Source organism: Candidatus Binatia bacterium (assembly GCA_036504975.1).
Taxonomy (GTDB): domain Bacteria; phylum Desulfobacterota; class Binatia; order UBA9968; family UBA9968; genus JAJPJQ01.
Window position 1 is genome coordinate 12,973 of the sequence record DASXUF010000102.1, and the last position, 23,795, is coordinate 36,767.

A 23,795-nucleotide genomic window follows, 5' to 3' on the forward strand; every position below is an offset into this window, starting at 1 on the left:
AATTTCAGCTCAGACAATTCCCTCACTCTCGCCCTCTCCCAGAGGGAGAGGGAAGGGGTGAGGGTTTTCGATGACATGAAGTTCATTCCTGTTGCATGCGCTTGAGCCGTGTACTATGCCGGTGGAGTCGGAGTCAAGCACGTTGCCGGTTCCCTCAGTGCACATGATCGTCCGGCGCGGGCGCCGAGGGTTTTTCTTTGTTCAGCCCGTCAATTTCTTGCAAAAGATTTTCCATCTTCGACCAGCCGATATCCTCGCCCTGTATCCAGCGCGCGCGCACGTATCCCTGGCGGTCGATGAGAAATTCCACGTGCCCGGGGATCGGCGGATCGGGAAGCGTTCCGTCGGCGGAAAAGCTCCGCCGGAAGAGAGCGTACGTGGCAAATATTTCCTGACCGCCGTCCGTCACGACGGGCAGAAGACCGACGGATGGATGGGTCCGCTGTTCTTGTTCTCGAGGTATCGCCAGCACTTCGACTCCAAGGCTGCGGAGCTTTTCGTAGGCCTGGGCCAGCTCTTCCAGCCGTGTCTTTGATCGCTCCGCGAAGAGCACGAGCAAAACGATATTCCGTCCTCTGCGGTCCTTGAGCGCCTCGCCCTCCACCTGCGCGGTTCCGTAAACGAAATCCGGCGCGACCAGCCATGGGCGCTCCGCCAGAGGAGCCATGGAGCGGGCCTGCTCGGCCGCTGAGAGAGTTCGGAGAAAATTGATCAAGTCCCAAATCTCTTCTTCGCTCAGACTCTGGTGAAATCCGGGCATGGCCGTTTCTTTGATGCCGTGGTTGAGCCACCAAAAAAGATCTCCAACCGTGTGGTCGGCCGTGTGCTTGGCGGTCAAGTCCGCCGCCGGCTTCGGCTTCAATTCTTTGCCGCTGGGGCCGTCTCCGTATCCGGAAATCCCGTGGCAGGTCGCGCAGCTCTCCTGGTAAAGGCGCAGCCCGTTGGCGACGGAGATCGCCTGATAGGGCACGGAAGGTCTGCCGTACGTCGTCGGATAGGCGTCGATCGACAGTGCGGAAGAGACGACGATCCCGCCATAGGCGGAAGCGGCCAGTCCCGCGCCCGCCAACCAGTAACGCTTGCGGCGGCGGACCAAAGCAAAGCAAACTCCAATGAATCCCGTGGCGGCCAGCCAATTTCCCAGTGCGACCTCGGAGCGAATCTTGGGATTTTTTTCAACCGCGCTCCAATTCCAGCGAGAGGAGAACGGCCACGATGGCTGAATATGGCGTGCGGGAGGCGTTACGCTCATCGCGCCGACGATCAGGAGGATGCACGCTCCCAGACTCGCTTCGGCGACAACGTTCCGTTTGAGTCGACGGAAAAGATTCTTCGATTGCTCGAGGCCGCGCCGCGTCGTCATGGAAAGAATAGCCGGTTTTAACTCCAATAGATTGATGGCCGCGATCACGATCAGCGGCAGAAGCAGGCCGAGCTTTGCCAGCAGGAGCTTACCGTAAGTTGTTCCTACCAGCGGGGGTACGGCGCCCACGAGGTTCCATGCGTTGAAAAGTCCGGTGACGACGAGAATGCCAACGCTCGCTAAGCCGAGAACTGAGAAGCGGCGAGTCGCTTCTTTCCCTACATCTTTGCTCCACTGCTCGTCGGCTCGCCGCAACCAAACAAGAAAAAACGCGAACGAAACCAGTCCGCCGAGCCAAACACTCGCGGCGAGCGCGTGCAGGCTATCAGCTACAAGTTGGACAGCGAGCTTCCCTCCCTCTCCCGCAGCGGCGTGTCCGGAAAATGCTTGCGCCATGACAATAACCATGGCGATAACCAGCACGCTGTTGTTTAAGTACTTTGAATTGTTTTTCTCTCGCGGAAAATAAAGCAGCGCCGCCAGCAAAAGCATCAGGCCGGCGCGAAAAACCCAGACCATCCCGGATTGCGTGCCGATGAGGACTCCCCAGATAGCGGCCGGTGTGAGAGACCCCGTGACCGAAGCGGTCTGAATAAAAAAGCCAGCCAGGCCGACGAGGAAAGCGGCGAGAAGGCTCCACCTGACGAGCCCGCGCCGAAATCGCTCTAAAGCTTCAACCTTGGCCGGTTGCTCGCCGCCCGTTTTCGTCAAGGCCGGACGCTCGACAAAATAATCGAAGGCGAAACTTCCGATGAGCAGCGACAGCGCTGCGAGGTGGACAAACCTAATGGCGGCGGCGAGGGTGGTCACAATTACCGGCTCTCCCGGATCGTAAACGGAAAATCCTGCTCCACTGTGTGGCCGTCCACGGAGAGGACGCGGAAGCGCACGACGTATTTCCCCGGAGGAAGCGACTTGACGCCGATGGAGAGTTGCTTCGGATCTTCTTCAGCTACTTTAGCGTCGCCGAGATCGACCGGCGTCCCTCCCGCATCGACGACGGAAGCTTTCGAGAAGCGCGGCTCCAGCCTTTCGTTGAACCAGAGTTGGATTCTCGACGGCGAATGCAGCAGCGTGGCGCGGCCGGCGGGGATGGATTTTACCAGGTAGGCGTGGGCAAAACCCATCGACGGGAAAAGCAATAGGAGACAAATGAAGCTCAGCCGGATTCGATTCAATTTATGAGACCGCTCTCAACCGGATATTTCCGTTTCACCCAGCCGGCAAATCCCTCTTCCATCACGCTCACGTTGCGGTATCCCTTGGCTTCGAGAAAGGCGTACGCGGCGTCGATCTCTTTCGCCGGGCAATCGCAATAGATGATGACCCGGCCGGCGCGCGGGATCTTGCCGAACTGCTTTTCCAAGTCCGACTTGGGGACCGAGCGGGCGCCGGGCAATCTCTTCTTGCGAAATTCCGTCGCCGGCCGCAGATCGATAAAAATAACTTTCTCGCCGACGTCGAGAAAAAGTTTGGCGCGCTCGGGAGTCAGGGTATAGGCGATGAGCGCGTCCTGATCGTGCTCCGCGCCGGCCGAGGCGGGCCAAAACAGCAAGCCTAGACATGTCAGCAGCAGGGCGTAAGGCGCGCGGCGGTCGGTTGAACGAAGCACGACGATTGAATACTGCGAAACGGTTTTTGTCGTCAAGGATCAATGGCAAAACCGGCGGCCATTGGGTTTCACAATAGGCGCGAAAGGCCTTGACAAAACTTCGCATGCAAAACTAAGATCGCGTTCGATTCAACCAGGCAAAGAAGAGAAGGGAGGCAAGCGTTATGGATAGACGGAGAACAAAATTTATCTTGCCGGCGATCTTGGTCGGGCTGTTATTTTTTCACGCCGAGCGAGCTTACTCCCAGGCCAAGCCGGCCGCGGACCCGCTGGTCCAGTATCCGCAGACGATTCTCTACAACGGCAAGATCCTCACCATGGACAAAGACGACAAGAGCTTCACCGTGGCCCAGGCCGTGGCCATACGGGACAAGACCATCATCCGGGTCGGCAAGGACCCGGACGTCCTCAAACTCGCCGGACCGGCGACGCGGAAAATCAACCTGGCCGGAAAAGTGGCGACGCCGGGACTGATCGAGACGCACAAGCACATGCAGGACTCGGCGATGCGCGATTTTTTGCCCAAGGACCTCTACGTGCCGTCGGTCGAGTGGGACAGCAAAGCGGTCGGATTGAAACAACTGAAGGAGGCCGTCGCCAAATACAAAGCCGGCGAGCCGGTTTACGTCAGGATCGACACCCGCTGGACGCAGGCTTTGAAGGACACGACCCGCTGGGACCTCGACACCGTCTCCGCCAATAATCCGGTCTTCCTCCTGAAGAAGGGCGTCGAGGACAACCTCGTTATCAACACCAAGGCGCTGGAGATGATCCTGGCGCGCTTTCCCGAGGGGCTCACCGGCTTGGTCAAGGACGCCAAGGGAATCTACACCGGACTCATCGTCGAAGACTCTTACGCGGACGGAATCATCGAGTGGACCTTTCTCCCGCGGCAGAAATATTTCGGCGGCGTGCTCGCGGACCCCTACGCCAAGCAGATGGTGGCGCAGGTAAGCATGGGCGTTACGACGGTCTCGACGCGCATCTTCTCTTTCGAGCTCGACGGCTATCTCCACCTCGACCGCCAGGGAAAGATGATTCACCGGCTCGCCTACTCCGACACCAACGCGCGCGATATTCCCCATCCGGAAGATTATTTTTTGAAGCTTACCGCCCCGATCGGCCACGGCAGCGAGATGATCTGGATGATCGGCGTGCTGCCGGGGAGCCTCGACGGCTCGCTGTCGATCCGCGAGGGCCGGCACTGCACCTCGATCCCGCAGCAGCGTAAAACCCCCTGGGGCCCCTACGGCGAATGCAAAATAAAAAAACCGGAGCTGTTCAATCACCGCGACGCGATCATGGCGATCGGCAAGCTGGGTCTGAGAATCACCGGCATGCACAGCGAGGGCGACGCGGCGACTTCCGCTTTTCTCGATCTCGCCGAGCAGATCGAAAAAGAGCGCGGCCGGCCTCTATCCGAGCTTAAATGGACCATGGACCACTGCGGCATGGTCAACCCCAAAGATTGGCCGCGCATCAAGAAGCTCGGCATCATGATGAGCTGCTACGCGGGACAGGAGGCCGGACCCCGACGCTTCGAGACCGCGGTTATGCATGGAGAAAAAGTCGCGCGGGAGTGGGCCATACCCACGAACAAAATGCTCAAGGCGGGTCTTCAAGTCGTCAACGAATCGATGCGCACGCCCGGCATCTCCATGTGGGCCGACTTGACCGGCGCCGGTCCGGACTCCAAGGACAAAGTCTACGCCCCTGAAGAAAAGCTGGACCGCGAGACGTTTCTCCTCCTCTCCACCCGTTGGGCCGCGCGCTACGTCCTTAAAGAGAAAGAACTCGGCTCGATCGAAACGGGGAAGTGGGCGGACATCGTCGTCTGGGATCGCGACATCATGAAAGTCCCGGCCGAACAACTGAAAGAGATGCAGCCGCTTCTGACCATGATCGGCGGCAAGATGGTCTACGCCCACAAGGACTTCGCCAAGGCGCAGAACATCAAGGCGGACATCCTGGGGCCCGATGCCGGCGCGGACGATCGACGGGCCAGGGAATTCGAGCGCGGCTGGGACGTGAACCGCATCCTCAGAAAGACAGGGGGCGAATAGAAGAGATGGCGGGACAGGACGGACTTTTCTCATCGGGCGGCGCCGAGATCGAAGTCTCCGGACTCACCAAGGTTTACAAAACCGGCGACATCGAGGCGCTGGTGCTTCGAGGACTCGATCTCGGGGTCGCGGCCGGTCAGGCCGTCGCCGTCATGGGCCCGAGCGGCTGCGGCAAGACGACGTTCTTCAACCTCTTGGGAGGAGTGGACGTACCGAGCGGCGGCGAGATTCGCTTGAAGGAGCCCAAGGGCCCGACGATCATCAACTCACTCTCCGAAAGAGAGCTGGAGCAGTATCGCCTGAAAAAGACCGGCTACATCTTTCAGCTCTTCAATTTGATCCCGATTTTGACGGCCGAGGAGAACGTCGCGCTGCCGTTGATGATCGCCGGCGTGTCCGCGGCCGAGCGCAAGGAGAGGGCGCGCGCGCTTCTGGAGTTGGTGGGTCTCAAGGACAAAGCCGGCAAGCGGCCCGACGAAATGAGCGGGGGCGAGCAACAGCGCGTCGCGATCGCTGTGGCGCTGGCGAACGATCCGCCGCTGCTTCTCGCCGACGAGCCCACCGGCAACCTCGACAGCAAGAACACTATCGTCGTCACCGACCTCCTGGTCTCGCTGGCCGAGAGATACGGCAAGACCGTCCTGATGGCCACACACGATTCCAAAGTCGCCGACAAAGTTCACAAGGTCTATCACATGGAGGACGGGAGGCTGAACGGGGGTTAACTTGAAAACCCTCATCCCTACCCTCTCCCTCTGGGCGAGGGTGACGGAATCTGTTTAAGGATGGAGGCTCATCGCTCAGTGCGGCGGGCTCGCTTTCGGAGGACAACCGTGAGAATCGGTTCCCTCGCCCGCTTTAGCCTGAGGCTGATCCGCCTCTGGCGGATGCGGGAGAGGGTTAGGGTGAGGGATCTATGAAGTTTTTCTGGCTCGTCGGCGCGCGCGGCTTTCGCGCCATGCTTCTCACCACGCTGCTCGCTTTGGCGACGCTTTCGGCGCTCAACCTCTCCTCGCTCTACGGCCTCAGCAGCTATGTCTCCGGCGAAGTGGCCAAGGTGCCCTGGGACATCCGCGCCTTCATGGGGACCGATCCGTCCCAGGCGCAAGTTTTTAGAGACATCGTCGCCGGCCACGAGACGATCCGCAAGGTAGAGACATTTACTTTCCTAAAAATCGGCATTCAGAAAGCCATGGAGGTGGAGATCGACGGCCGGCGCGCGCCGATGAGCTGGCTCTTCTTTCTCGCCAGCAGCTCGCCCGATCTCATGCCGCCCGGCTTTTTTCCCCCGTCCGGCAAGCAGGCGACCATCGTCATGCTCGACGGCGGCTATCCTTTCGCACCGATCGCGCGCGGCGGCGAGATAAAAATTTTCATTTCGGGAGAGGCGGGAGGCCGGGCAAAGCCTTTCTACGATCTCAAAGTCTCCGAGCTGGGACAGATCCAGCGGGCGGAGCTCCTCAAATGGAGCGTCAACCAGCTCGGCCCCCGCTCCGCGCCGACGTTTCCAACGAACGCCTTTCTGATCGTCGTCTCGCCCGAAGAGATGAAAAACGTCGTCGATGCGTTTGTCGGATTTTTTGAAAAAAATCCCCAGACCGCCGGCTACTGGCTTCCCTTCGTAACTTATCTCGCGTCGATTCAACGGGACAAGCTGCTCTCCTTTTGGGATCTCCAGGGCTCGCTCGGCCGCATCCAATCTCTGGTCGAGCAATTCTCCGAGCGCGGCGCGCCCTACAGGATCGCCATCGAGAGCGACCTCTTGGCGCTTTTCACCAAAGGCGTCGAGGTCGCGGGCTTCCTCCGCTGGGTGAGCCTCCTCATTTCCGCGCCGCTTCTCTGGGTCACCTGGATCTTTGGCTCGAGCATCGCCCGTCTCGTCGCGCTGAACGAAAGGCGGCTCCTCGGCCTGCTGCGGCTGAGAGGCGCGCCGGGAAAAATCCTCGGCAACTGCATGCAGGCCGCGATCATCTGCGGCGGTCTCCTCGGCGGGCTGTTGGGCTATTTTCTCGGGCCGCTGGTCTTTCTCGCCCTGCGCCGTCCGGAAACCGGCGGCGGCATCGGCGAGCTGTTCCGCGTCATCCTGGATCCATCGACCTTGTTGGGCTACGTTCTGGTGAGCGTCTTCATGGCCTGGCTGGCAGGCCGAAGAGCGGTCGGCTACGTCCAGTCCATCGGCCCGCGCGAGGCGGTCGCGCGCGTCGCCTCCTCGGAAGCCGGCACGATCCAGCCGCGGATCGGCGTATTGCCGCTGCTGTCGCTGCTCTTGGGCGTTTACGGCCTGGCCTCGTGGCTTTTCAAATTCTCCGGCAAGGCCGGCTTCGTCGATTTTGTCGTTAGCTTCTCCGCCCCCGCGCTGTTTATTTACGGCTTCGCATCCGTCGTGGCTTATCTGGTGCCGCGCGTTAAAGCGCTCTCCGCCGTCATGCATCGCACCGCCGGTCGAATGAGCGAGCTGGCGCAAAGAAACATCGAGTTGAAGCCGCATCGTGTCGCCTCGATTATGGCGATCGCCGCGCTGGTGTTGAGCGCCACGCTCTATCCGCAATCGGCCTTCGATATTTTTTCCGACACGACGCTGAGGACCGTGAAGATGCGCGTCGGCTCGGATTTAAACGTCATGGCCGAACCGGCCGATTTCGGCGCGGAGAATAAACCCGACCTGGCTCAATCCATCGCGGGCGTGAAACCGTTGATCGAGAAAATCGCCAGGCTCGACGGAGTGCGTTCCGCGGCGCCGGTCTATGAATTTATAACTTCCGCCGTACTGCCGAAAAACGCGGTCATTTATTACCTCGACACCGATGCTTACCTCAACACCAGCTACTATGAAAATGAGATCGGTGTGCATGCGGGCTTCCGCCAATCGATTCGCAGCGCCGCCGAGGGCGTGGTCCTCTCCAAGGACGTGGCGGACGAGCTGAAAGCGAAGCCGGGCGACCCCATCATGCTGGAGCTCATGCCGAAGCCGGTGCCGAGCACCGTGACCGGAGTCGTGAACACTCTGCCCGGCGCATTGCGCTCCTTCAGCGAGGCCGGCACCACCAATCTCAGCTACATCACCGACCTCTTTGCCATCTATCCGTTTGTCGTGAGCGACGTTCAAAACCCGATCGCGCGCGAGCTGCGCGGCTTTGTCTCGCGGGTAATCTTACTGATCAGAGTCAAAGAGGGCTACTCCACGGCCAAGGTCGAGCAGCAGGTGCGCGCGTTGCTTCCCGGCGCGCCGCTGCGTCTGCTCGATCAGGAAGTCAAAAAGATGAAGGGGGACATGTTCGTCTCCCTGTCGCAGGAGAACATGCGTCTTTACGTCCTGGGAGGTTTCTTGATCGCGCTGCTGGCGCTGGTCTCGATCTCGACGATCAATTTTACCGAGAGCCGGCGCATTTACGCTCTCCTCCGCCTGAGGGGCGCCATGCCGCGCCATCTCGTCGGCGTCTCTCTCGCCGATCTGCTGATGCCCGCGTTGCTGGGTGGCCTGCTCGGTTCTCTCCTGGGTCTCTTCGCCGGCTTCAACGTCGTGCACCGTATCTGGATGATTCCCCAGCAAGCCACCCCGGCCATCGTGGCCAGCCCCAGCTTCTTCTTGTCGCCGCAGAGCATCTTCATGGCCGCGACTCTCCTGGCGCTTTTTGCCTGCGCGGCGGTGGTCCTGAGCTTGAGGGTCTACCGTAAGTCTGCCCGTGTCGCCCTCAGCGAGACCTGAGGGTGCTGAAAAACGCCGACAGCATCGATCCACCCGGGAGTCTCTTTCCGGGCCGATGCGATACAGCCGTCCTACACTCAACGAAAATGCTGAGAGTCTCACTTTCATATGCTTGATGCTCCTTGTCCCGCGCATCGGCCCTTCAAGAAACACCCAGGTGGACGCTTGCGATGGAGCTTGCCAATCATACCCCGCTTGAATAAAATCCGCTTCGCTCTATAAAAGGAAAGACCCGTCTATTTCGGAGGGACTTGACAGACTTGCCATGTTTTACGATGTCTATGTAACGAGGCCGGGGCTAAAAAATTATATATCTCGCTTCCATTTTAGTAAAGGAGGTAGACGGAGTTATGGCAGACGAAAGAAACGAAGGGCTTGAGGTCACCGAAGCTCAGATTGCAGTGCACTGGAAGGAAGAAGACTATTACTACCCGTCGCCGAAGTTTATTGGTCAGGCCAACGCCTCTGATCCGGAAATTTTCGAGCGCTTTAACGAGAAGAATTTCCCTGAATGCTTCAAGGAGTATGCTGATCTGCTCTCCTGGGATGAGTATTGGCATACGACGCTTGATACCAGCAACCCCCCTTTCTGGAAGTGGTTTGTCGGCGGAAAGTTAAACGCCTGTTACAACTGTGTGGACAGGCACTTGGAGAAGAATAAAAACAAAGCCGCCTTTATCTGGGTGCCGGAGCTGGAGGAGGAGACTACCGAGGCCATAACTTATCAGGAGCTTTATGTAAGAGTGAATGAGTTCGCTGCGCTTCTCAGAGACTTTTGCGGAGTCAAGGCCGGCGATAGGGTAACGTTCCATTTGCCGATGGTGCCGGCGCTGCCGGTCTCGATGCTCGCTTGCGCCAGGCTTGGCGTCATCCACTCTCAGGTATTTGGCGGATTCAGCGGCGCCGCCTGCGGGGGCAGAATAGCGGACTCCGGCAGTCATATTCTCGTCACTATGGATGGCTACTACCGAAATGGTGAGCTGCTCGATCAAAAAATCAAAGCCGACGAAGCGGTTGAAGTGGCAGCGAAGGACGGCGTTCGTGTGGATAAAGTCCTGGTGTGGAGGCGTTATCCCGGAAAGTATTCCTCCCCGACGCCCATGGTGAAGGGTCGTGATTACTTCGTTGATGATTTGCTCAAAGACTTTCGCGGCAAAGGAGTCGATCCCGTATCGATGCCGGCCGAAGCTCCTCTGTTCATGATGTATACCAGCGGTACAACGGCGAAGCCGAAGGGGTGTCAGCATAGCACCGGGGGATATTTGGCCTATGTTGCAGGCACGTCGAAGTATTATCAGGACATTCACCCGGAGGACGTTTATTGGTGCTTCGCCGATATAGGATGGATCACAGGCCACTCCTACATTGTTTACGGTCCGTTGGCTCTTTGCGCCACCAGCGTCATGTATGAAGGCGTGCCCACCTACCCGGATGCCGGGCGGCCCTGGAGAATAGCGGAGCGACTGGGCGTGAATATATTCCACACGGCGCCCACGACGATACGCATGCTAAGGAAAGCGGGTCCTGAGGAGCCCAAGAAGTACCATTATCATTTCAAACACATGACCACCGTGGGAGAGCCGATAGAGCCGGAGGTGTGGCGATGGTACTACCACGAAGTGGGTAAGGGAGAAGCGATCATCGTGGACACCTGGTGGCAAACGGAAAACGGAGGCTTCCTTGGCAGCACGTTGCCGGCGCTGCGACCGATGAAGCCTGGAAGTTGTGGCCCCGGTGTGCTCGGTATCTATCCAGTAATCTATGATGAGGAACGGAATGAGCTTAAGGCCGGGAGCGGTAAGGCGGGCAACATCTGTATTAGGAATCCGTGGCCAGGGGTGTTCCAGACCATATGGGGGGACCCGGAGCGCTTCGTAAAGACCTATTACGAAAAATATTGCAAAAATAAAAATAGCAAGGATTGGCGCGACTGGCCTTACTTCGCAGGAGATGGCGCCACGCAAGCCGCCGATGGATACTTCCGGATTTTAGGCAGAGTGGACGACGTAATAAATGTCGCGGGTCACCGGTTGGGCACCAAAGAGCTGGAGGCGGCAGCTCTTACCGTAGAAGAAGTGGCCGAAGCAGCGGTGGTGCCGGCGATAGATGAGTTAAGGGGTCGGATCCCTGAGATGTATATTGCTCTCAAACCGGGCTACAACCCCGGCAAGGGAGTAGACGAAAAGGTCAAAGACGCGATCGACAAAATCATCGGTAAATTCGCCCGTCCGCGAAACGTTTGGCTTGTCCCCGACATGCCCAAGACCCGTTCGGGAAAGATCATGCGTCGGGTCATTGCCGCTGTCTCTAACTTCATGGACGTGGGCGACGTCACGACGCTGGCCAACCCGGAGGTAGTAGAAACCATACGGAAAATGGTGCAAACGGAAAAGGCTAAACGCGGAGAGGTTCCAAAGGACCTTCCCAAAGAGGTGCTGGAAGAAATCAAGCGGTTTGGAGCGGTAGAATAGGAAAGGAAGGCGATAGGCAACAGAAAAGAATTTTAGATTTTGGATTAAGTTGGTGTATTCCCCTCTCCCAGAGGGAGAGGGCTAGGGTGAGGGAGAACCGGAATGCAACTAAACGCCTCCACACCGAGGAACCAGGCTCGCCGACTGCGCCGCGACCAGACTGAGACAGAACGTAGACTATGGGCCCGGTTGCGTGCACGACAGCTCCGCGGTGCGAAGTTCCGTCGCCAACATCCTATCGGCCGGTTCATTGCTGACTTTTGCTGCTTGGAATATGGCTTAGTGATCGAGCTCGATGGAGGTCAGCACGCGATGCGAGCCGAAGTGGATCAGAGAAGGTCTGCCTTCCTGGGACGCCGAGGCTTCCGAGTGTTGCGTTTTTGGGACAATCAAGTGCTGGAAGATATCGACGCGGTGCTGGAAAAAATCGTTGAGGCCCTAAGAGACCCTCACCCCTACCCTCTCCCTGGCAGGGAGAGGGTGAATAATACACTCGCACTAAACCCCGAAAAGAAGCAAAGAGGGAAAGACCGCCTATGAAAAACATTCTTAGGCTCTTTGCGGTCTTTGTCTTGCTTGTGGGGTGTGTGGGAATGGCCGCCGCGCAGCAGCCGGCAAAGATCCCGCGGATAGGATTCCTAACTTCTCTCTCCGCTGCAGCTGTGTCGGCTCGCATGGACGCATTCCGGCAGGGTCTGCGCGATCTTGGGTACGTGGAGGGGAAGAGCATTGTCATTGAGTGGCGATATGCAGAGGGAAAACCCGATCGCCTCCCTGCGCTTGCGGCCGAACTCGTGCGTCTCAAGGTGGACGTCATCGTCACGGCTGGTCCGGCAGCAACCCGTCCCGCCAAGGAAGCAACTTCTACGATTCCCATTGTCATGGCGACGGATAGTGATCCTGTTGGAAACGGGTTCGTCGCCAGTCTTTGCGCGACCTGGCGGCAACATTACTGGATTGTCAACCCTTGCCCCGGAGATAAGCGGAAAACAACTGGAGCTTTTGAAGGAAACCGTTCCCAGGCTCTCGCGCGTGGCCGTCCTCGGGACTTCGACCCGGCCGGGCAACGCGCAATCGTTAAGAGAGGTGGAACTCGCCGCGGGGGCACTCAGAGTGAAGCTTCAATATCTAGACGTACTAGGTCCCAAGGATATTGAAACTGCATTCCGAGCCGCAAGCAAGGGGCGTGCGGACGCAGTTCTCCCGCTGACGAGCCAGGTCCTCACTTCTCATCGAAAACAGCTCGTAGAGCTCGCGGTAAAGAGTCGGCTGCCGGCGATATACGACAGGCAAGAATTTGTGGAAGACGGGGGCCTCATGACCTACAGCGTGAGCAGTACCGACTTGTTTCGGCGCGCCGCCACTTACGTGGACAAGATCCTGAAAGGCAGCAAGCCCGCCGATCTCCCCGTGGAGCAGCCGACGAGGTTCGAGTTTTTCATCAATCTGAAGGCGGCTAAGCAAATCGGTCTGACGATTCCGGAGAACGTGCTGGCGAGAGCGGACAAGGTGATCAAATGAGGGTGGCGCTGTGCCACTTTCCGCGGTGAGCTTAGTCGAACCATGCTTGTTGAAGTTCGCAAAAGGAGCGTGTTACAAATGAGCTATGTCGCCCGAGCTTGCAGAAAAGTGAGGGAAGATGGACATTCAGTTTACCACTCAGATCCTTAAAGAGGGGGATACCTTCGTGGCCTATGCGCCCGAGCTTGATCTTTCAAGCTGCGGTAAGACCATCCAGGAGGCCAAAGCTCATCTTGCGGAGGCGGTGACATTGTTCATCGAAGAGGCACAGCGCATGGGGACCCTCCAGGATATCCTGGAGGAAGCGGGGTATACCAAGGAAGCGACAGGCTGGAAGGCGCCGGAGATTGTCGTGCAGGAAAAAACACGGCTGGCTCTAATGCGCTGACATGCCGAAAATCACGCCCGTTCCTTATCAAACCCTCGTCAGAGTATTTGAGAAGGACGGGTTCCAGCTTCAGCGAACGCACGGCGATCATCTCGTCTACACAAAGCCCGGCATTCCAAGACCTATAGTGATCCCCATGTACGACCAAGTTCCGGTCTTCATTATCCGGAACAATCTCCGCTCCGCAAGAATGAGCAGAGAGCGATACTTTGAACTCCTCGGAACAATTTAGCCTGGGGGAAGAATCTTGTCGGAAATGCCTGAATACGTGACTCAAGGTCCTCAATGCGTCATAAGTTGGAGAGGAGCTATGAGAAAAACTCTTACGCTTCTTCTCATCGTAGTTGTCCTGGGTGTGGGCGCAATCGCCGAGGCGCAGCAGCCAGCGAAAATCCCCCGGATAGGATACCTAGGCGGCATCTCCCCTTCCGTTAACCCGGCCCGCATCGAGGCATTCCGCCAGGGACTGCGTGAGCTTGGGTACGTCGAGGGCAAAAACATTGTCATTGAGTGGCGACATCATGAGGGGAAACTCGATCGCCTCCCCGCGCTCGCGGCCGAGTTAGTGCGTCTCAAGGTAGACATCATTATCACAGTTGGTCCGCCGGCAGCCCGTGCCGCCAAGGAAGCAACGGTCACGATTCCCATTGTGATGATGAACGTTGGCGATCCTGTTGGAAGCGGCTTCGTCGACAGCCTGGCACGACCTGGTGGAAACATCACTGGATTGTCAAGCCTTGCCCCGGAGCTAAGCGGAAAACGACTGGAGCTTTTGAAGGAGATCGTTCCTAAGCTCTCGCGTGTGGCCGTCTTCGGGACTTCGACCAGCCCGGACAACACACAGTCGTTAAGAGAAGTGGAGCTCGCCGCAGGGGCGTTGAAAGTGAAGCTTCAATACCTAGACATACGAGATCCCAGAGATCCCAAGGATGTTGAGACCGCATTCCGAGCCGCAAGCAAGGGGCGGGCTGAGGCAGTCCTTATGATGGTGGCGGGCGCCGTCGGCACGGCCCACCAAACACAGATTTTAGAACTCGCGGTAAAGAGCCGGCTGCCGGTGATATACAGCGCGCCATCAATTGTGGAAGCCGGCGGGCTTATGTCCTACGGCGTGACCTCTCTCGACTTGGACCGGCGCGCCGCTACTTACGTGGACAAGATTCTCAAAGGCGCCAAGCCTGCCGACATTCCTGTCGAGCAGCCGACGAAGTTCGAGTTCATCATCAACCTGAAAGCGGCCAAGCAGATCGGCCTGACGATTCCGCAGTCGGTGCTCTACCGGGCGGACAAAGTGATCAAATAGAAGAAGCGGGGCAGCAGTCATCGGCAAACAGCACGAGATCATGGTTCGACTTGCTCACCATGACCCTGAGACCCTCGAAGGGTCAAGGGCCAGGCGATCTGGGCCTTTGTCTCGCTTAAGGCTGGTGACGAGAATTCCGCTGCTCTGGCAGACGAGCTGAAGGGCCACGCGGCCAAGAAGATCGGCGCCATCGCCCGTCCCAACGAAATTCTATTCGCCGCTGAGTTGCCTAATTCCCAGAGGCCAAACGAAAACGAGACGGGGCCGGCCCCGTCTCGTTTTTTGATCATCGCTCCTCATGGTCACAGCATAGGAGCTTTGGCCCTCCGGATAAAGAGAGCCGAGCTATCTACGCGCTGCTACCACTTTCCCACCACCGGCAGATCGCCGGCCTGACCGAAGGTCAGACAAGCATCCACATCGCAGCCATCCCATTCCCGGTTGCCGTTGAAGTCCAACAGCCATTCTCCGGTGGTCGGACGAAAGATGCCGATTTTGTCCTTGCCGTCGCCGTTCCAGTCGCCGACGACCGGAAGGTCGTCCGGCAAGCCGAACGAGATGGCACAACGGTCCTGGCCGCACTGGTTGACCCTACCATTACCGTTATCGAGCACCCATTGACCCGTGCTCGGCCGGTAGACGCCGATCTTGGTTCTGCCTTTGCCGTTCCAGTCGCCGACCACCGGCAGGTCTCCATCCTGACCGAAAACTCTGGTGCAACGATCGCCCTTTTTGCAGCCGTCAACGTTGCCGTTACCGTTGATGTCAAGATACCACCGGCGTGTGCTGGGGCGGAAAAACCCGATTCTTGTCTGTCCACTTTTGGTCCATTTGCCAACTACCGGAAGATCTCCAGGTAGACCGTAGATATATCCACAGGTATCGAGCTCGCAACCGTCCAGGGCGTTGCTGCCGTCGAAATCCAAGTGCCAGGCGGCGGTGTTCGTGTCGAAGAGGCCGAGGAGCGTTGTCTCAGTGTTGGTCCACGATCCGACGAGGGGCAGATCCCCCGGCTGTCCGAATCCTTGGACGCAACGATCCACGCTGCAGCCGCCGAAAGCGCCGTTGCCGTCGAGGTCAAGCAGCCATTCTCCAGTCTGGGGGCGGAACACGCCGATCGACGCGGCAATATGACCCGAGAAAGCGGCCGTAACCGCAGTATCGGCCGTCATGATGATGGTGCAGCTCGAGGTCCCGCTGCAGCCGGCTCCAGTCCAGCCGAGAAAGCTCGCGCCTGAGACCGGGGTAGGCGTCAAGGTAACCGAAGCGCCGCCGGCGTAACTGGCCGAGCAGGCCGAGCCGCAATCGATTCCCGAAAGATCGCTCGTTACCGTACCATTGCCGGATTTAATTACGGTCAAGGTGAAGCCCTGCCGGACGAAGGTCGCAGCGACAGAGGTCGCGCTCGCGATCGTTACGGTGCAGGTTCCCGTGCCGCTGCAACCGGCGCCGCTCCAGCCGGTGAAGGCCGAGCCGGAGGCGGGAACGGCCGTGAGAGTCACTGAAGTGCCGTTCAAGTAAGTTTCCGAGCAATCCACGCCGCAGTTGATGCCGGCAGGCGAGCTTGTAACGGAGCCGCTCCCGGTTCCTGCGCTCGTGATCGCGTTTATGAGATTAACCGACAGAGTGGAGCTTTGAACCTGAAAAGTCGCCGTGCAAGATTTGCCGGCGTTCATCGTAACCGAGCCGTCCGAGCAGTCGGGATCGCCGCTCCAGCCGGTAAAGACCGATCCCGCCGCCGCGGTCGCGGTCAGCGTCACCGCCGTGCTCGTGGCAAAACTTCCCGCGCAGGTCACGCCGCAGTTGATTCCCGAAGGCGCGCTCGTCACCGTTCCGCTGCCGGCTCCCGACTTAGCGATTGAGAGGTTCACCGTGGTGACGGCAGCCGTGGCGCAGGCCGTGTTGGAATACGCGGAGTCGCCGCCGGTGTTGTAGGCGCGCACGCGATAGCAATAATTCGTTCCCGCCGTGACGTTGGAATCGGTGAGAGAAGTAACGTTGGCTCCGGCGAGCGCGATCTGAGCGAACGTTCCGCTCGAGCCGGTTGCGCGCTCAACCTTAAAGCCGTCTTCGTTGTTGGAGTTGTCGCCCCAGCTCAACAGCAACAGGGCGGCGCGGGATTCCGCGGGCCATGCCAGCGGCATTATAACTAAGAAAAAAAGCGCGGCTAGAAGCTTGGCCGAAACATTGGAATAAAACATCGGATACCTCCTGTAAGCATGTCCGCGTCAGTGAGGGACGCGCTGCTCCCAGGAGGAACTGCGATCCGCTCGGTAACCCTGCTGCCGTATCCTGAACGCTCAGGACTTAGGCCAGTAGCTTTGCGTCCCATCCTTTCGGATGGTTTGCCTTTATCGGCGATGCTCTGTGTTTTTTTGGACATTCTGAGGAGGCTTTAGAGCAACGGCGGGGCCAAATGCGGCGATAGCAATATAACTTACCGATTAAATTGAGTTTTTGTGAATGTCGCGTTCATATATCTAAATGCCGGATCGAGTGTACCCAGGCTGGATATGGTTAAACGAGACCATGGATGACACAGTTTGAAACTTTTGGACCGTTTTGGAAGTAGGGAAATGGAGGACAGGAAAAAATTCCGTTACAACAGGCAATCCTGTTTAAGCTTAGTTCGCGGCCTGAGTGCGTTGCCGCTGTTTTTCTGCGGGCGGTCGGCGCATGAGCGCCCCGGCGTTGGCAAAGGCGTTCTGTGCCTCGCCGTAGAGTCCCAACTCTTCGTAAGCGGTCCCCAGTCCGTACCAGAGCGCGCCGTCGTTGGGAAAGCGGCTGACGCCGCTGCGATAAACCTTGAAGGCTTCGTCAAAGTGGCCTTGATGCATCAACAGACTGCCGAGGCAAGTGTAACCTTGCCTCTCCCGTGGATTCATCTGGTTCAGTTTTCTGCAAGCCGCGGTGGCCGGATCCAGCTCCTTTCTTTCCCAATGGACCATGGCGACGCCGAAATAGGCCTCCCACATCCGGGGATTGAGCCGCAGCGCGTGTTGGTAATCCTCTAGAGCTTCGTCGTGACGTCCCAGCTTCCGATAAACGTCGCCGCGGTATACGAAAGGACGGGCGCGCCGCCCGATATTGATGGACTTCGTGAAGTCCGCCAGCGCAGCTTCGTTTCTTTCCAACAACGAGTTCAGATAACCGCGGTAAAAGTAGACGGACGAATTTTTCGGGGAAATTGCGATGGCCTTGTCGAGCAATTGCTGCGCCTTGTCGTAGTTTTCGCTATCCATGTACTCAAGCGCGAGCGTCGTATAGGCGCGTGGATTGGTCGGATCCTTCCGCAGCGCGTCGGTCCATAGGGTCATCGGATCGCGCCAATCCAGATTGCGTCTTATCGTGGCTCCGGTGAGAGCGACGAGCACGATCCCGATCGCAATTGCGTAACCCACGCGAAAGCTGCCGTCGCGCGGACGCGACCGCTTCCATTGGCGCCAAAGCCAACCGGCGGTCAGGAGGCTGAGAACGGCCGCCACGACCGATACGCCCGCATAGGCTAGATAAGGCCGATGACCGGTAACCTTGTCCGCCCGCACCACGATGCTGGCTTCCGGCAATAGGGCGATGAAAAACCACAACGTGAAGAAAGTTAAAATCGGCGCGCTCCGACGCGCCCGCCAGGCGACGATGACAATCGCCGCGATGAGCGCCAGAGACGCGAGAACCCGCAAATCCCCGAGCGATGAAGACCAACCAAATCCGGGATAATCCAGGATCAAGGGATCCGGCCAAACATAGAGCTTGAGGTAATAGATCCAGGCGCGAAATTGAGTGAGCAGATAGTTCCTGCGGCTGACCCACGGCGGCGCGACGAGATTTCTTACCGTATTCGGCAAAAGGTTCGACCGTATGGCGAGGTACGCGAGAAGAATACAGGCCAGAGGCAAATATTTCAGCAATCGGCGCGGCTCCTTAAGATACAGCATCAAGGGATTGCGCCCTGCGGGATTGAGAAACAGGACCTCATAAACTACGAGCATCGCCGGCAGGCTAGCCATGGTGGCCTTGGTCGCCATGCCGAGAGCAAAAGTAAAAAAGCCGCCCAGGTGCCACGGTCGGCCACTTTTGCCTTCGGTGTTCAGAGGCCCGCGCAGGTAACAGTAGAAAGAGAGCAGATAAAAGAAAGCCGCGAGCAGGGAGCTCCGCGCCCAAATGTAGTTGACCGTCTGTGTGTTGACGGTGTGAACGGCGAATAGAGCCGCCGCAGTAAAGGGGAGCCAGCCCGCCGGAATCGGCGCGGCGTCCGCTGCGAGCAGCGGCCGACTTCGCGCGATTTCAGCCACAATCAGAAAAATCAACCAGGCGGCTCCCGCGTGGAAGAGAATGTTCGTGACGTGGAACATCGTCGGAGCGGGACCGGCGATGGCATAGTCCACGGCGTAGGTGATCTGTAGCACCGGCCGCCAATCCGCCTTGGTAAAGCGGAAGAGATTAGGATTGGTGAAATAGGAAGGAATATTCCCGAGATCGTGTAAGGCGAAGTTATCGACGATGCCTTCGTAGTCGTCGAACTGGAAGCTGTTCGACAAACTGTTGGCGTAGGCGATCATGCTCAGCAAAGCGACCGCGATCAAAGCGAGTAGTGCCGGAGATATTCGGGCTCGGTGCATGCCAGTTTCGAGAGAATTTATCGGCAGGTGTCCTGAAACGTCCCTGTTGTATCTTACGATGCGGAAAACTGTCAATGCGCAGCGCCTTCCCCGCATTCTACTTGACTTGGAAGAGGTCTCGATGCTAAAAAATAGGGACTTTGAGTCAGGGGGGGCCATGAAAAATTTTCTCACGAATCTGGCTGTCATAAGCATCTGTGTTTTTCTTCTTGCGCCGACGGCGAACGTTGCGGGGTTGGAGCCCTTCGGGAAAGTGGAGTTATCCGGTGGGGCTGAGAAAGAGCAGGGGCATCCTGCCGGCGGGCGGTTCCTGGCCGAAGGATTGGGAGTGTTGCCCTTGATTGGAAACTTTGGCGTTCAGGGCACGTTGAGCTTCATGGGAGGACAGGGCGGGCGAGTTGGCACGACCGCGGGTCCGGTGCTGGGTTGGGACGGCGGAAAGCTCGGCGGGCTCGTGAGCTATCAGTACAGGGATTTGCGGCAGAATCACTTTGTGCATTTGATACCGTCGGTGGCGATCTATCTGCCCCAGGCGAATTTGAATTTGTGGTACGCTCATCCGGTGTCACCGGCGCAGAGAGACGGGCGACACGCGGAGTGGGGAGTGAACAAGCTGCAGGCGACAGCGAGCTTTTTTTCGGCGTCGGACTGGGCCCCGTTTTTACGCAAAGACAACGTGGAAATGATGATCGGCATCCAGGCGAACTCGTTCGCGGGCGGCGGCGATCTCAAGACCGGCGTCGGGCCGGTATTCGGACTGTCGTTTTTGCCGATGCCGGGGGTAGCGGTGAACGTGGTTCGCGGGACGTTCGATCACCGGTCGAGATATCGCGTGATGAGCGGCTTGGAGGTTTTCTTCGGCCGCGGGACAACGACGCTGAAGGATTCGCGGCGGAACTATCTGGAGCCGAATCATGATCTGTTGCTCGGGGTCGGCGCGACGAACAAGCCCCACCGCAGGCCGAGCCCGCCGAGCAGCCCTTAATTAGTTAAACTTTTATCTCTTCTTGGAGGGGGCAGATCGAGCAGCGCGCTCGTTCTGCCCTTTTTTTAGACGGGTTGGCCTACGCGCCTCGGCCGCTCAAATCGGATCACTGACGATAAGCTATGTCGCGCGTTTTAAGCTGGCGCGACGGAAAGAAAGTTCTTCCACCAGCTGGCGGACGGCCGCGGCGGCTTCTGCGACGTCGTTGTGATCGACGTCCAGGTGCGTCACCATGCGGATTTTTTCTTGATCGAGCGGCACGCCCAACACTCCCCGTTGCGCAAGCGTCGCGAGAAAATCGGCCGAAGAGAGTCCGGTTTCGCGCACGTCGAAGATCACAATGTTGGTTTGAACTTTGACCGGGTTCAGCCGGATGCCGGGTATGCGCGCAAGCTCCTGGGAGAGAAATTTGGCGTTTTCGTGATCCACATGCAAACGCCTGGGACCGTTCTCCAGCGCGACCAGGCCCGCCGCCGCCAGGACTCCGGCTTGGCGCATGCCGCCACCCAACATTTTCCGTATCGGACGACAGCGTTCGATAAAAGCCGCCGATCCGACGATCATCGATCCCACCGGCGCGCCCAATCCCTTGCTCAGGCAGAATTGAACCGAATCGAATTTCTTGGTCATCTCGCCCACGGCTTCGCCGAGGACGGCAGCGGCGTTGAAAATACGCGAGCCGTCGAGGTGGACGGGGAGCCCGGCGGTGTGAGAGCCGTCGCAAATCTCGCGGGCGAGGCGCGTCGGATAAGCGGTGCCGCCGGCAAGGTTGTGAGTATTTTCCAAACACACCAAGGCGGTCTGGGCGCGCGCGTACATTTTCGGCCGGATCATCCGGCCGACCTGCTCCCAGGTCATGATGCCGTCTTCGGTCGGGATCAAGCGCGGCAGAAGTCCTGCGACTCCGGCCATCGATGCCATCTCGTTGGTGTAGATATGGGAGTTCTCTTCGCAGATGACTTCTTGGCCGGGCCGCGCGTGCGCGAGCAGGCAGACGAGGTTGCCCATGCTGCCCGAAGGGACGAAAAGCGCCGCCTCGCGTTCGAAGATCTCGGCGGCGCGCGCCTGCAGACGGTTCACCGTCGGGTCTTCCATGAAAACGTCGTCGCCGACCTCGGCCTCGGCCATCGCCCGGCGCATCTCCGGCGAAGGCTTGGTGACGGTATCGCTTCTGAGGTCGATGGGTGTCTTTGCCATGTTTTTTTATTTACGAAGCCGCCCTGAAATTCAACCGTTGCGCTACTCCAACCTGCCTTCCACTTCCCTGATCGTCTCCGGCGACAGACTCGGCCGCACGAACGCCTGGTAGATCGATTCGTTCTGCAGCCACATGATGTCGGCGCGGGTTTTCACCGCGGCACGCATCTCGTTCTGGAGATGCTCCTCCATGCAGTGCGCCCGGATCACGTCGACGCAGAAATCGCCGTGCCCTTCGTCGTGATATTCGTGCACGCGAAAAAAATCGACCGCGGATTTGGGAATCCACGGGTAATATCGTTCCAGCGCCTCGCGCTCCTCTTTCATTCGCTTCGGCCCGCCGCCCTCGAAGACGAGCCCGGTGCCGATGGCCACCGCCCAGTGGCTCTGCTGGACGAGCTGCACGTACATCTCCAGGCCGGCGCGAATGCCCGGCAGCGGCTCGTAGCTCAGCATCTCCTCGCGCGGAATCCCCAGCCCTTCGCCGAGCCTCACCCAAAGCTCGGCATGGCTCGGATACTTGCGGCCAATGAGATCTTCGCCTTCTTCCTCGATCATATTTTCCAGCAGCGCCCGGCGCAGCTCGGGCACCGGACACTTTTGGTAGCGGACGCCGAAGAAACGATGAATGTTGCGAAACTCGTGGAACAGGTTTCTCGCCCATCCCTGCAGTTGGTCCTTCGTGAGCCTGCCGGTGAGTAGGAGCTGCCGGACCGGATGCGGCCTCGGGTGGCGTTTTTGTAAAGTGTCCTGCAAGTCAGAGATCAATTCTTCAGGCGACAACACTCGTCCCATAGGACCTCCTCGCCTTAATCAGCGGCTCAGCGCACGAATCAGTCGATGTAGAAAGTATGCTCGAAAACTATCCCGTAAACAGCTTGGGAGTCAAGTTATCCGCGCTTGCGGCGGCATGGCAGGTCTCAAGTTTCGGATTCCAAAAGACGGATTCCAAGCAACGGGAGGACGGGACATTGTCTTTTCAGCTTTCATTTACTACGATTGGGGCGATGCTTTCCCTCGCGTTGCGCGGCCTGACGAAGCGGTTCGGCTCGGTGGTGGCGGTCGATGAGGCCAATCTCACCGTCCACGACGGCGAGTTCCTGGCGATCGTGGGGGAGAGCGGCTGCGGTAAGACGACGACGCTGAGGCTCATCGCCGGCCTCGAGACGCCCGATAGCGGAACCATCTACATGGGCGGGGTTCCGGTCAACGACGTTCCCGTGGGCAAGAGGAACGTGCAGATGATCTTCCAGAACTTCGCGCTCTGGCCGCACATGAGGGTTTTCGACGAGCGTTCCTACACGAATCTCACCTTGCCGCTAAAAGTGCGCAAATGGTCCAGGGAAAAGATCCGCGACTTCATCCGGCCGATGGCCCGGAAGCTGGGCATCGACGAGCGATTCTTCCAGCGCAAGCCCGGCGAGCTGTCCGGCGGCGAGCAACAGCGCGTGGCGCTGGGCCGCGCCATGACGACTTCGCCGCGTATCTTGCTCATGGACGAGCCGCTCTCCAATATCGATCCGCCGAACCGGCTTAAGATGCGCGGGGAGATTTTGAGCTTTCACCGCGAGAACCGCCTGACCACACTTTACGTCACTCATACTCTTTCCGACGCTATGGCCCTGGCCGATCGCATCGCCGTGATGAGGGCCGGACGCTTCGAGCAGGTGGACACGGCCGAGAATTTGCTGCGCGAGCCCGATACGGAGTATGTGGCCGATTTTTTCAAGGCGTCGGAGCCGAGATTTAAAGAGCCTTTTTCCCGTCAAAGGCCATGAAAAAATCGGCCGTCTTTTTCGTTATCATTTTCGGGCTTATGCTGGGCTGGGACGCAATGGCCGGCGCCGCGTGCCGCGACCTGGATCTCACGCGCCGCGGCTCTGCACTCGCCTACGCCGCCGAGGCCGACGCCGTCATTCAATACTTCGGCCACAACTTTTTTCAGATCACGACGAGCAAGGGCACCAAGATCGTCACCGACCCGCTCGCGCCGGGCATGTACCCGACGCCGAACGTCTCGCCGCACGTGGTCACCGTAGGGCGCGAGCATCCGAACCATAATGCCGTGGAAATCGCGCAAGGCAATCCGATCATCCTGCGCGGCCTTTCCCACTACGGCGCCGAATGGAACCGGACCAGTCTGAACGTGAGGGATGTTTTTATTTACAACTTGCCCATTTATCAGCAAGCGTTCGGCAACGCGCTCAAGGGCGCGGCCTTCATGTTCGATCTCGGCGTGCTTTGCATCGTCCACTTGGGAGACCTGAGCCACACGCTCACGCCGGAGCAGGTGAAGCAGATGGGGCGCGTGGACGTCGCACTGATTCCGATCGGCGGCGTCTTCACCATGCCGCCCGAGACCGCGCGCGAAGTGCTGGCGCAGCTCAACCCCAAGATCGCCATTCCGATGCACTACCGCGACAGCAGCTATATCCTCGAATCATTTGTGCAGGGTCTAGCGACGCGTAGGCTTAACACTGACACGCTTCTCGTCAGCAAGGCCACGCTTCCCAAGAAGACGGAGATCGTGGTGTTGAGACCCAGAGGAAGTTGGGGCGAATAGCAGG

General features: G+C 58.6%; 19 protein-coding genes, 1 pseudogene and 1 riboswitch. Of the genes and pseudogenes, 13 read left to right on the forward strand and 7 right to left on the reverse strand.

All coding sequences use genetic code 11. The annotated features are described in order from the left end of the window. Positions 1 to 154: 154 nt before the first annotated feature. The 3 genes from VGL70_13210 to VGL70_13220 are packed head-to-tail and all read right to left on the reverse strand — an operon-like array spanning position 155 to position 2,975. A complete protein-coding gene (locus VGL70_13210) occupies positions 155 to 2,173 on the reverse strand; it encodes a CopD family protein (GenBank protein HEY3304484.1) in 2,019 nt (672 codons plus the stop codon). A gap of 2 nt (positions 2,174 to 2,175) precedes the next feature. Further along, a complete protein-coding gene (locus tag VGL70_13215; protein ID HEY3304485.1) occupies positions 2,176 to 2,541 on the reverse strand; it encodes a copper resistance protein CopC in 366 nt (121 codons plus the stop codon). Continuing rightward, positions 2,538 to 2,975 (reverse strand): rhodanese-like domain-containing protein, encoded by a 438-nt coding sequence (locus tag VGL70_13220; protein ID HEY3304486.1) that lies wholly within the window; start codon positions 2,973 to 2,975, stop codon positions 2,538 to 2,540. The genes VGL70_13215 and VGL70_13220 overlap by 4 nt, the downstream gene beginning before the upstream one ends. A 164-nt stretch (positions 2,976 to 3,139) precedes the next feature. On the opposite strand from VGL70_13220, the gene VGL70_13225 reads away from it, so the two are divergent. The 10 genes and pseudogenes from VGL70_13225 (at position 3,140) to VGL70_13270 (ending at position 14,823) form a co-directional block, all read left to right on the forward strand. Further along, entirely contained in the window at positions 3,140 to 5,038 is a 1,899-nt protein-coding gene (locus VGL70_13225; protein ID HEY3304487.1) for an amidohydrolase family protein, read from the forward strand. Between the two features lie 5 nt (positions 5,039 to 5,043). Beyond that, positions 5,044 to 5,763, forward strand: coding sequence for an ABC transporter ATP-binding protein (locus tag VGL70_13230; protein HEY3304488.1), 720 nt, complete (start codon positions 5,044 to 5,046; stop codon positions 5,761 to 5,763). 191 nt (positions 5,764 to 5,954) lie between these two features. Continuing rightward, the gene (locus VGL70_13235) at positions 5,955 to 8,744 is read left to right on the forward strand and encodes an ABC transporter permease (GenBank protein HEY3304489.1); all 2,790 of its coding nucleotides are present in this window, start codon (positions 5,955 to 5,957) and stop codon (positions 8,742 to 8,744) included. Positions 8,745 to 9,094: 350 nt separating this feature from the next. Next, on the forward strand, positions 9,095 to 11,215 hold the full coding sequence (acs, locus tag VGL70_13240; protein HEY3304490.1) for an acetate--CoA ligase: 2,121 nt from the start codon (positions 9,095 to 9,097) through the stop codon (positions 11,213 to 11,215). Between the two features lie 102 nt (positions 11,216 to 11,317). Continuing rightward, positions 11,318 to 11,755 carry a DUF559 domain-containing protein gene (locus VGL70_13245; protein HEY3304491.1) on the forward strand — a complete coding sequence of 146 codons (438 nt, stop codon included), beginning with the start codon at positions 11,318 to 11,320 and terminating at the stop codon, positions 11,753 to 11,755. 207 nt (positions 11,756 to 11,962) lie between these two features. Beyond that, positions 11,963 to 12,736 (forward strand): ABC transporter substrate-binding protein, encoded by a 774-nt coding sequence (locus tag VGL70_13250; protein ID HEY3304492.1) that lies wholly within the window; start codon positions 11,963 to 11,965, stop codon positions 12,734 to 12,736. 118 nt (positions 12,737 to 12,854) lie between these two features. Next, the gene (locus VGL70_13255; protein HEY3304493.1) at positions 12,855 to 13,124 is read left to right on the forward strand and encodes a type II toxin-antitoxin system HicB family antitoxin; all 270 of its coding nucleotides are present in this window, start codon (positions 12,855 to 12,857) and stop codon (positions 13,122 to 13,124) included. Between the two features lies 1 nt (position 13,125). Beyond that, on the forward strand, positions 13,126 to 13,356 hold the full coding sequence (locus tag VGL70_13260) for a type II toxin-antitoxin system HicA family toxin (GenBank protein HEY3304494.1): 231 nt from the start codon (positions 13,126 to 13,128) through the stop codon (positions 13,354 to 13,356). 78 nt (positions 13,357 to 13,434) lie between these two features. After that, entirely contained in the window at positions 13,435 to 14,427 is a 993-nt protein-coding gene (locus VGL70_13265; protein HEY3304495.1) for an ABC transporter substrate-binding protein, read from the forward strand. An 84-nt stretch (positions 14,428 to 14,511) separates the two neighbouring features. Then, positions 14,512 to 14,823 (forward strand): annotated as a pseudogene (locus VGL70_13270) (hypothetical protein). Here the strand turns inward: VGL70_13270 and VGL70_13275 are convergent. Together VGL70_13275 and VGL70_13280 are read right to left on the reverse strand one after the other, a co-directional pair. After that, entirely contained in the window at positions 14,787 to 16,628 is a 1,842-nt protein-coding gene (locus tag VGL70_13275; GenBank protein ID HEY3304496.1) for a fibronectin type III domain-containing protein, read from the reverse strand. The pseudogene VGL70_13270 and the gene VGL70_13275 sit on opposite strands and share 37 nt — an antisense overlap. A gap of 68 nt (positions 16,629 to 16,696) precedes the next feature. Next, positions 16,697 to 16,787: riboswitch (cyclic di-GMP riboswitch) on the reverse strand. Positions 16,788 to 17,051: 264 nt separating this feature from the next. Beyond that, entirely contained in the window at positions 17,052 to 19,046 is a 1,995-nt protein-coding gene (locus tag VGL70_13280; GenBank protein ID HEY3304497.1) for a tetratricopeptide repeat protein, read from the reverse strand. Positions 19,047 to 19,203: 157 nt separating this feature from the next. Here VGL70_13280 and VGL70_13285 point away from each other — a divergent pair, with 157 nt between their 5' ends. Further along, on the forward strand, positions 19,204 to 20,031 hold the full coding sequence (locus VGL70_13285; GenBank protein ID HEY3304498.1) for a hypothetical protein: 828 nt from the start codon (positions 19,204 to 19,206) through the stop codon (positions 20,029 to 20,031). A gap of 120 nt (positions 20,032 to 20,151) precedes the next feature. Here VGL70_13285 and VGL70_13290 read toward each other — a convergent pair whose 3' ends face one another. Both VGL70_13290 and VGL70_13295 read right to left on the reverse strand, forming a co-directional pair. Continuing rightward, a complete protein-coding gene (locus VGL70_13290) occupies positions 20,152 to 21,228 on the reverse strand; it encodes a GntG family PLP-dependent aldolase (GenBank protein HEY3304499.1) in 1,077 nt (358 codons plus the stop codon). A 42-nt stretch (positions 21,229 to 21,270) separates the two neighbouring features. Continuing rightward, complete coding sequence (locus tag VGL70_13295) at positions 21,271 to 22,023, reverse strand: iron-containing redox enzyme family protein (protein ID HEY3304500.1); 753 nt, start codon at positions 22,021 to 22,023, stop codon at positions 21,271 to 21,273. Between the two features lie 212 nt (positions 22,024 to 22,235). Here VGL70_13295 and VGL70_13300 point away from each other — a divergent pair, with 212 nt between their 5' ends. Next, the gene (locus VGL70_13300; GenBank protein ID HEY3304501.1) at positions 22,236 to 23,006 is read left to right on the forward strand and encodes an ABC transporter ATP-binding protein; all 771 of its coding nucleotides are present in this window, start codon (positions 22,236 to 22,238) and stop codon (positions 23,004 to 23,006) included. Continuing rightward, complete coding sequence (locus VGL70_13305; GenBank protein ID HEY3304502.1) at positions 23,003 to 23,791, forward strand: MBL fold metallo-hydrolase; 789 nt, start codon at positions 23,003 to 23,005, stop codon at positions 23,789 to 23,791. Before VGL70_13300 ends, VGL70_13305 begins: the two co-directional genes overlap by 4 nt. Positions 23,792 to 23,795 lie beyond the last annotated feature (4 nt).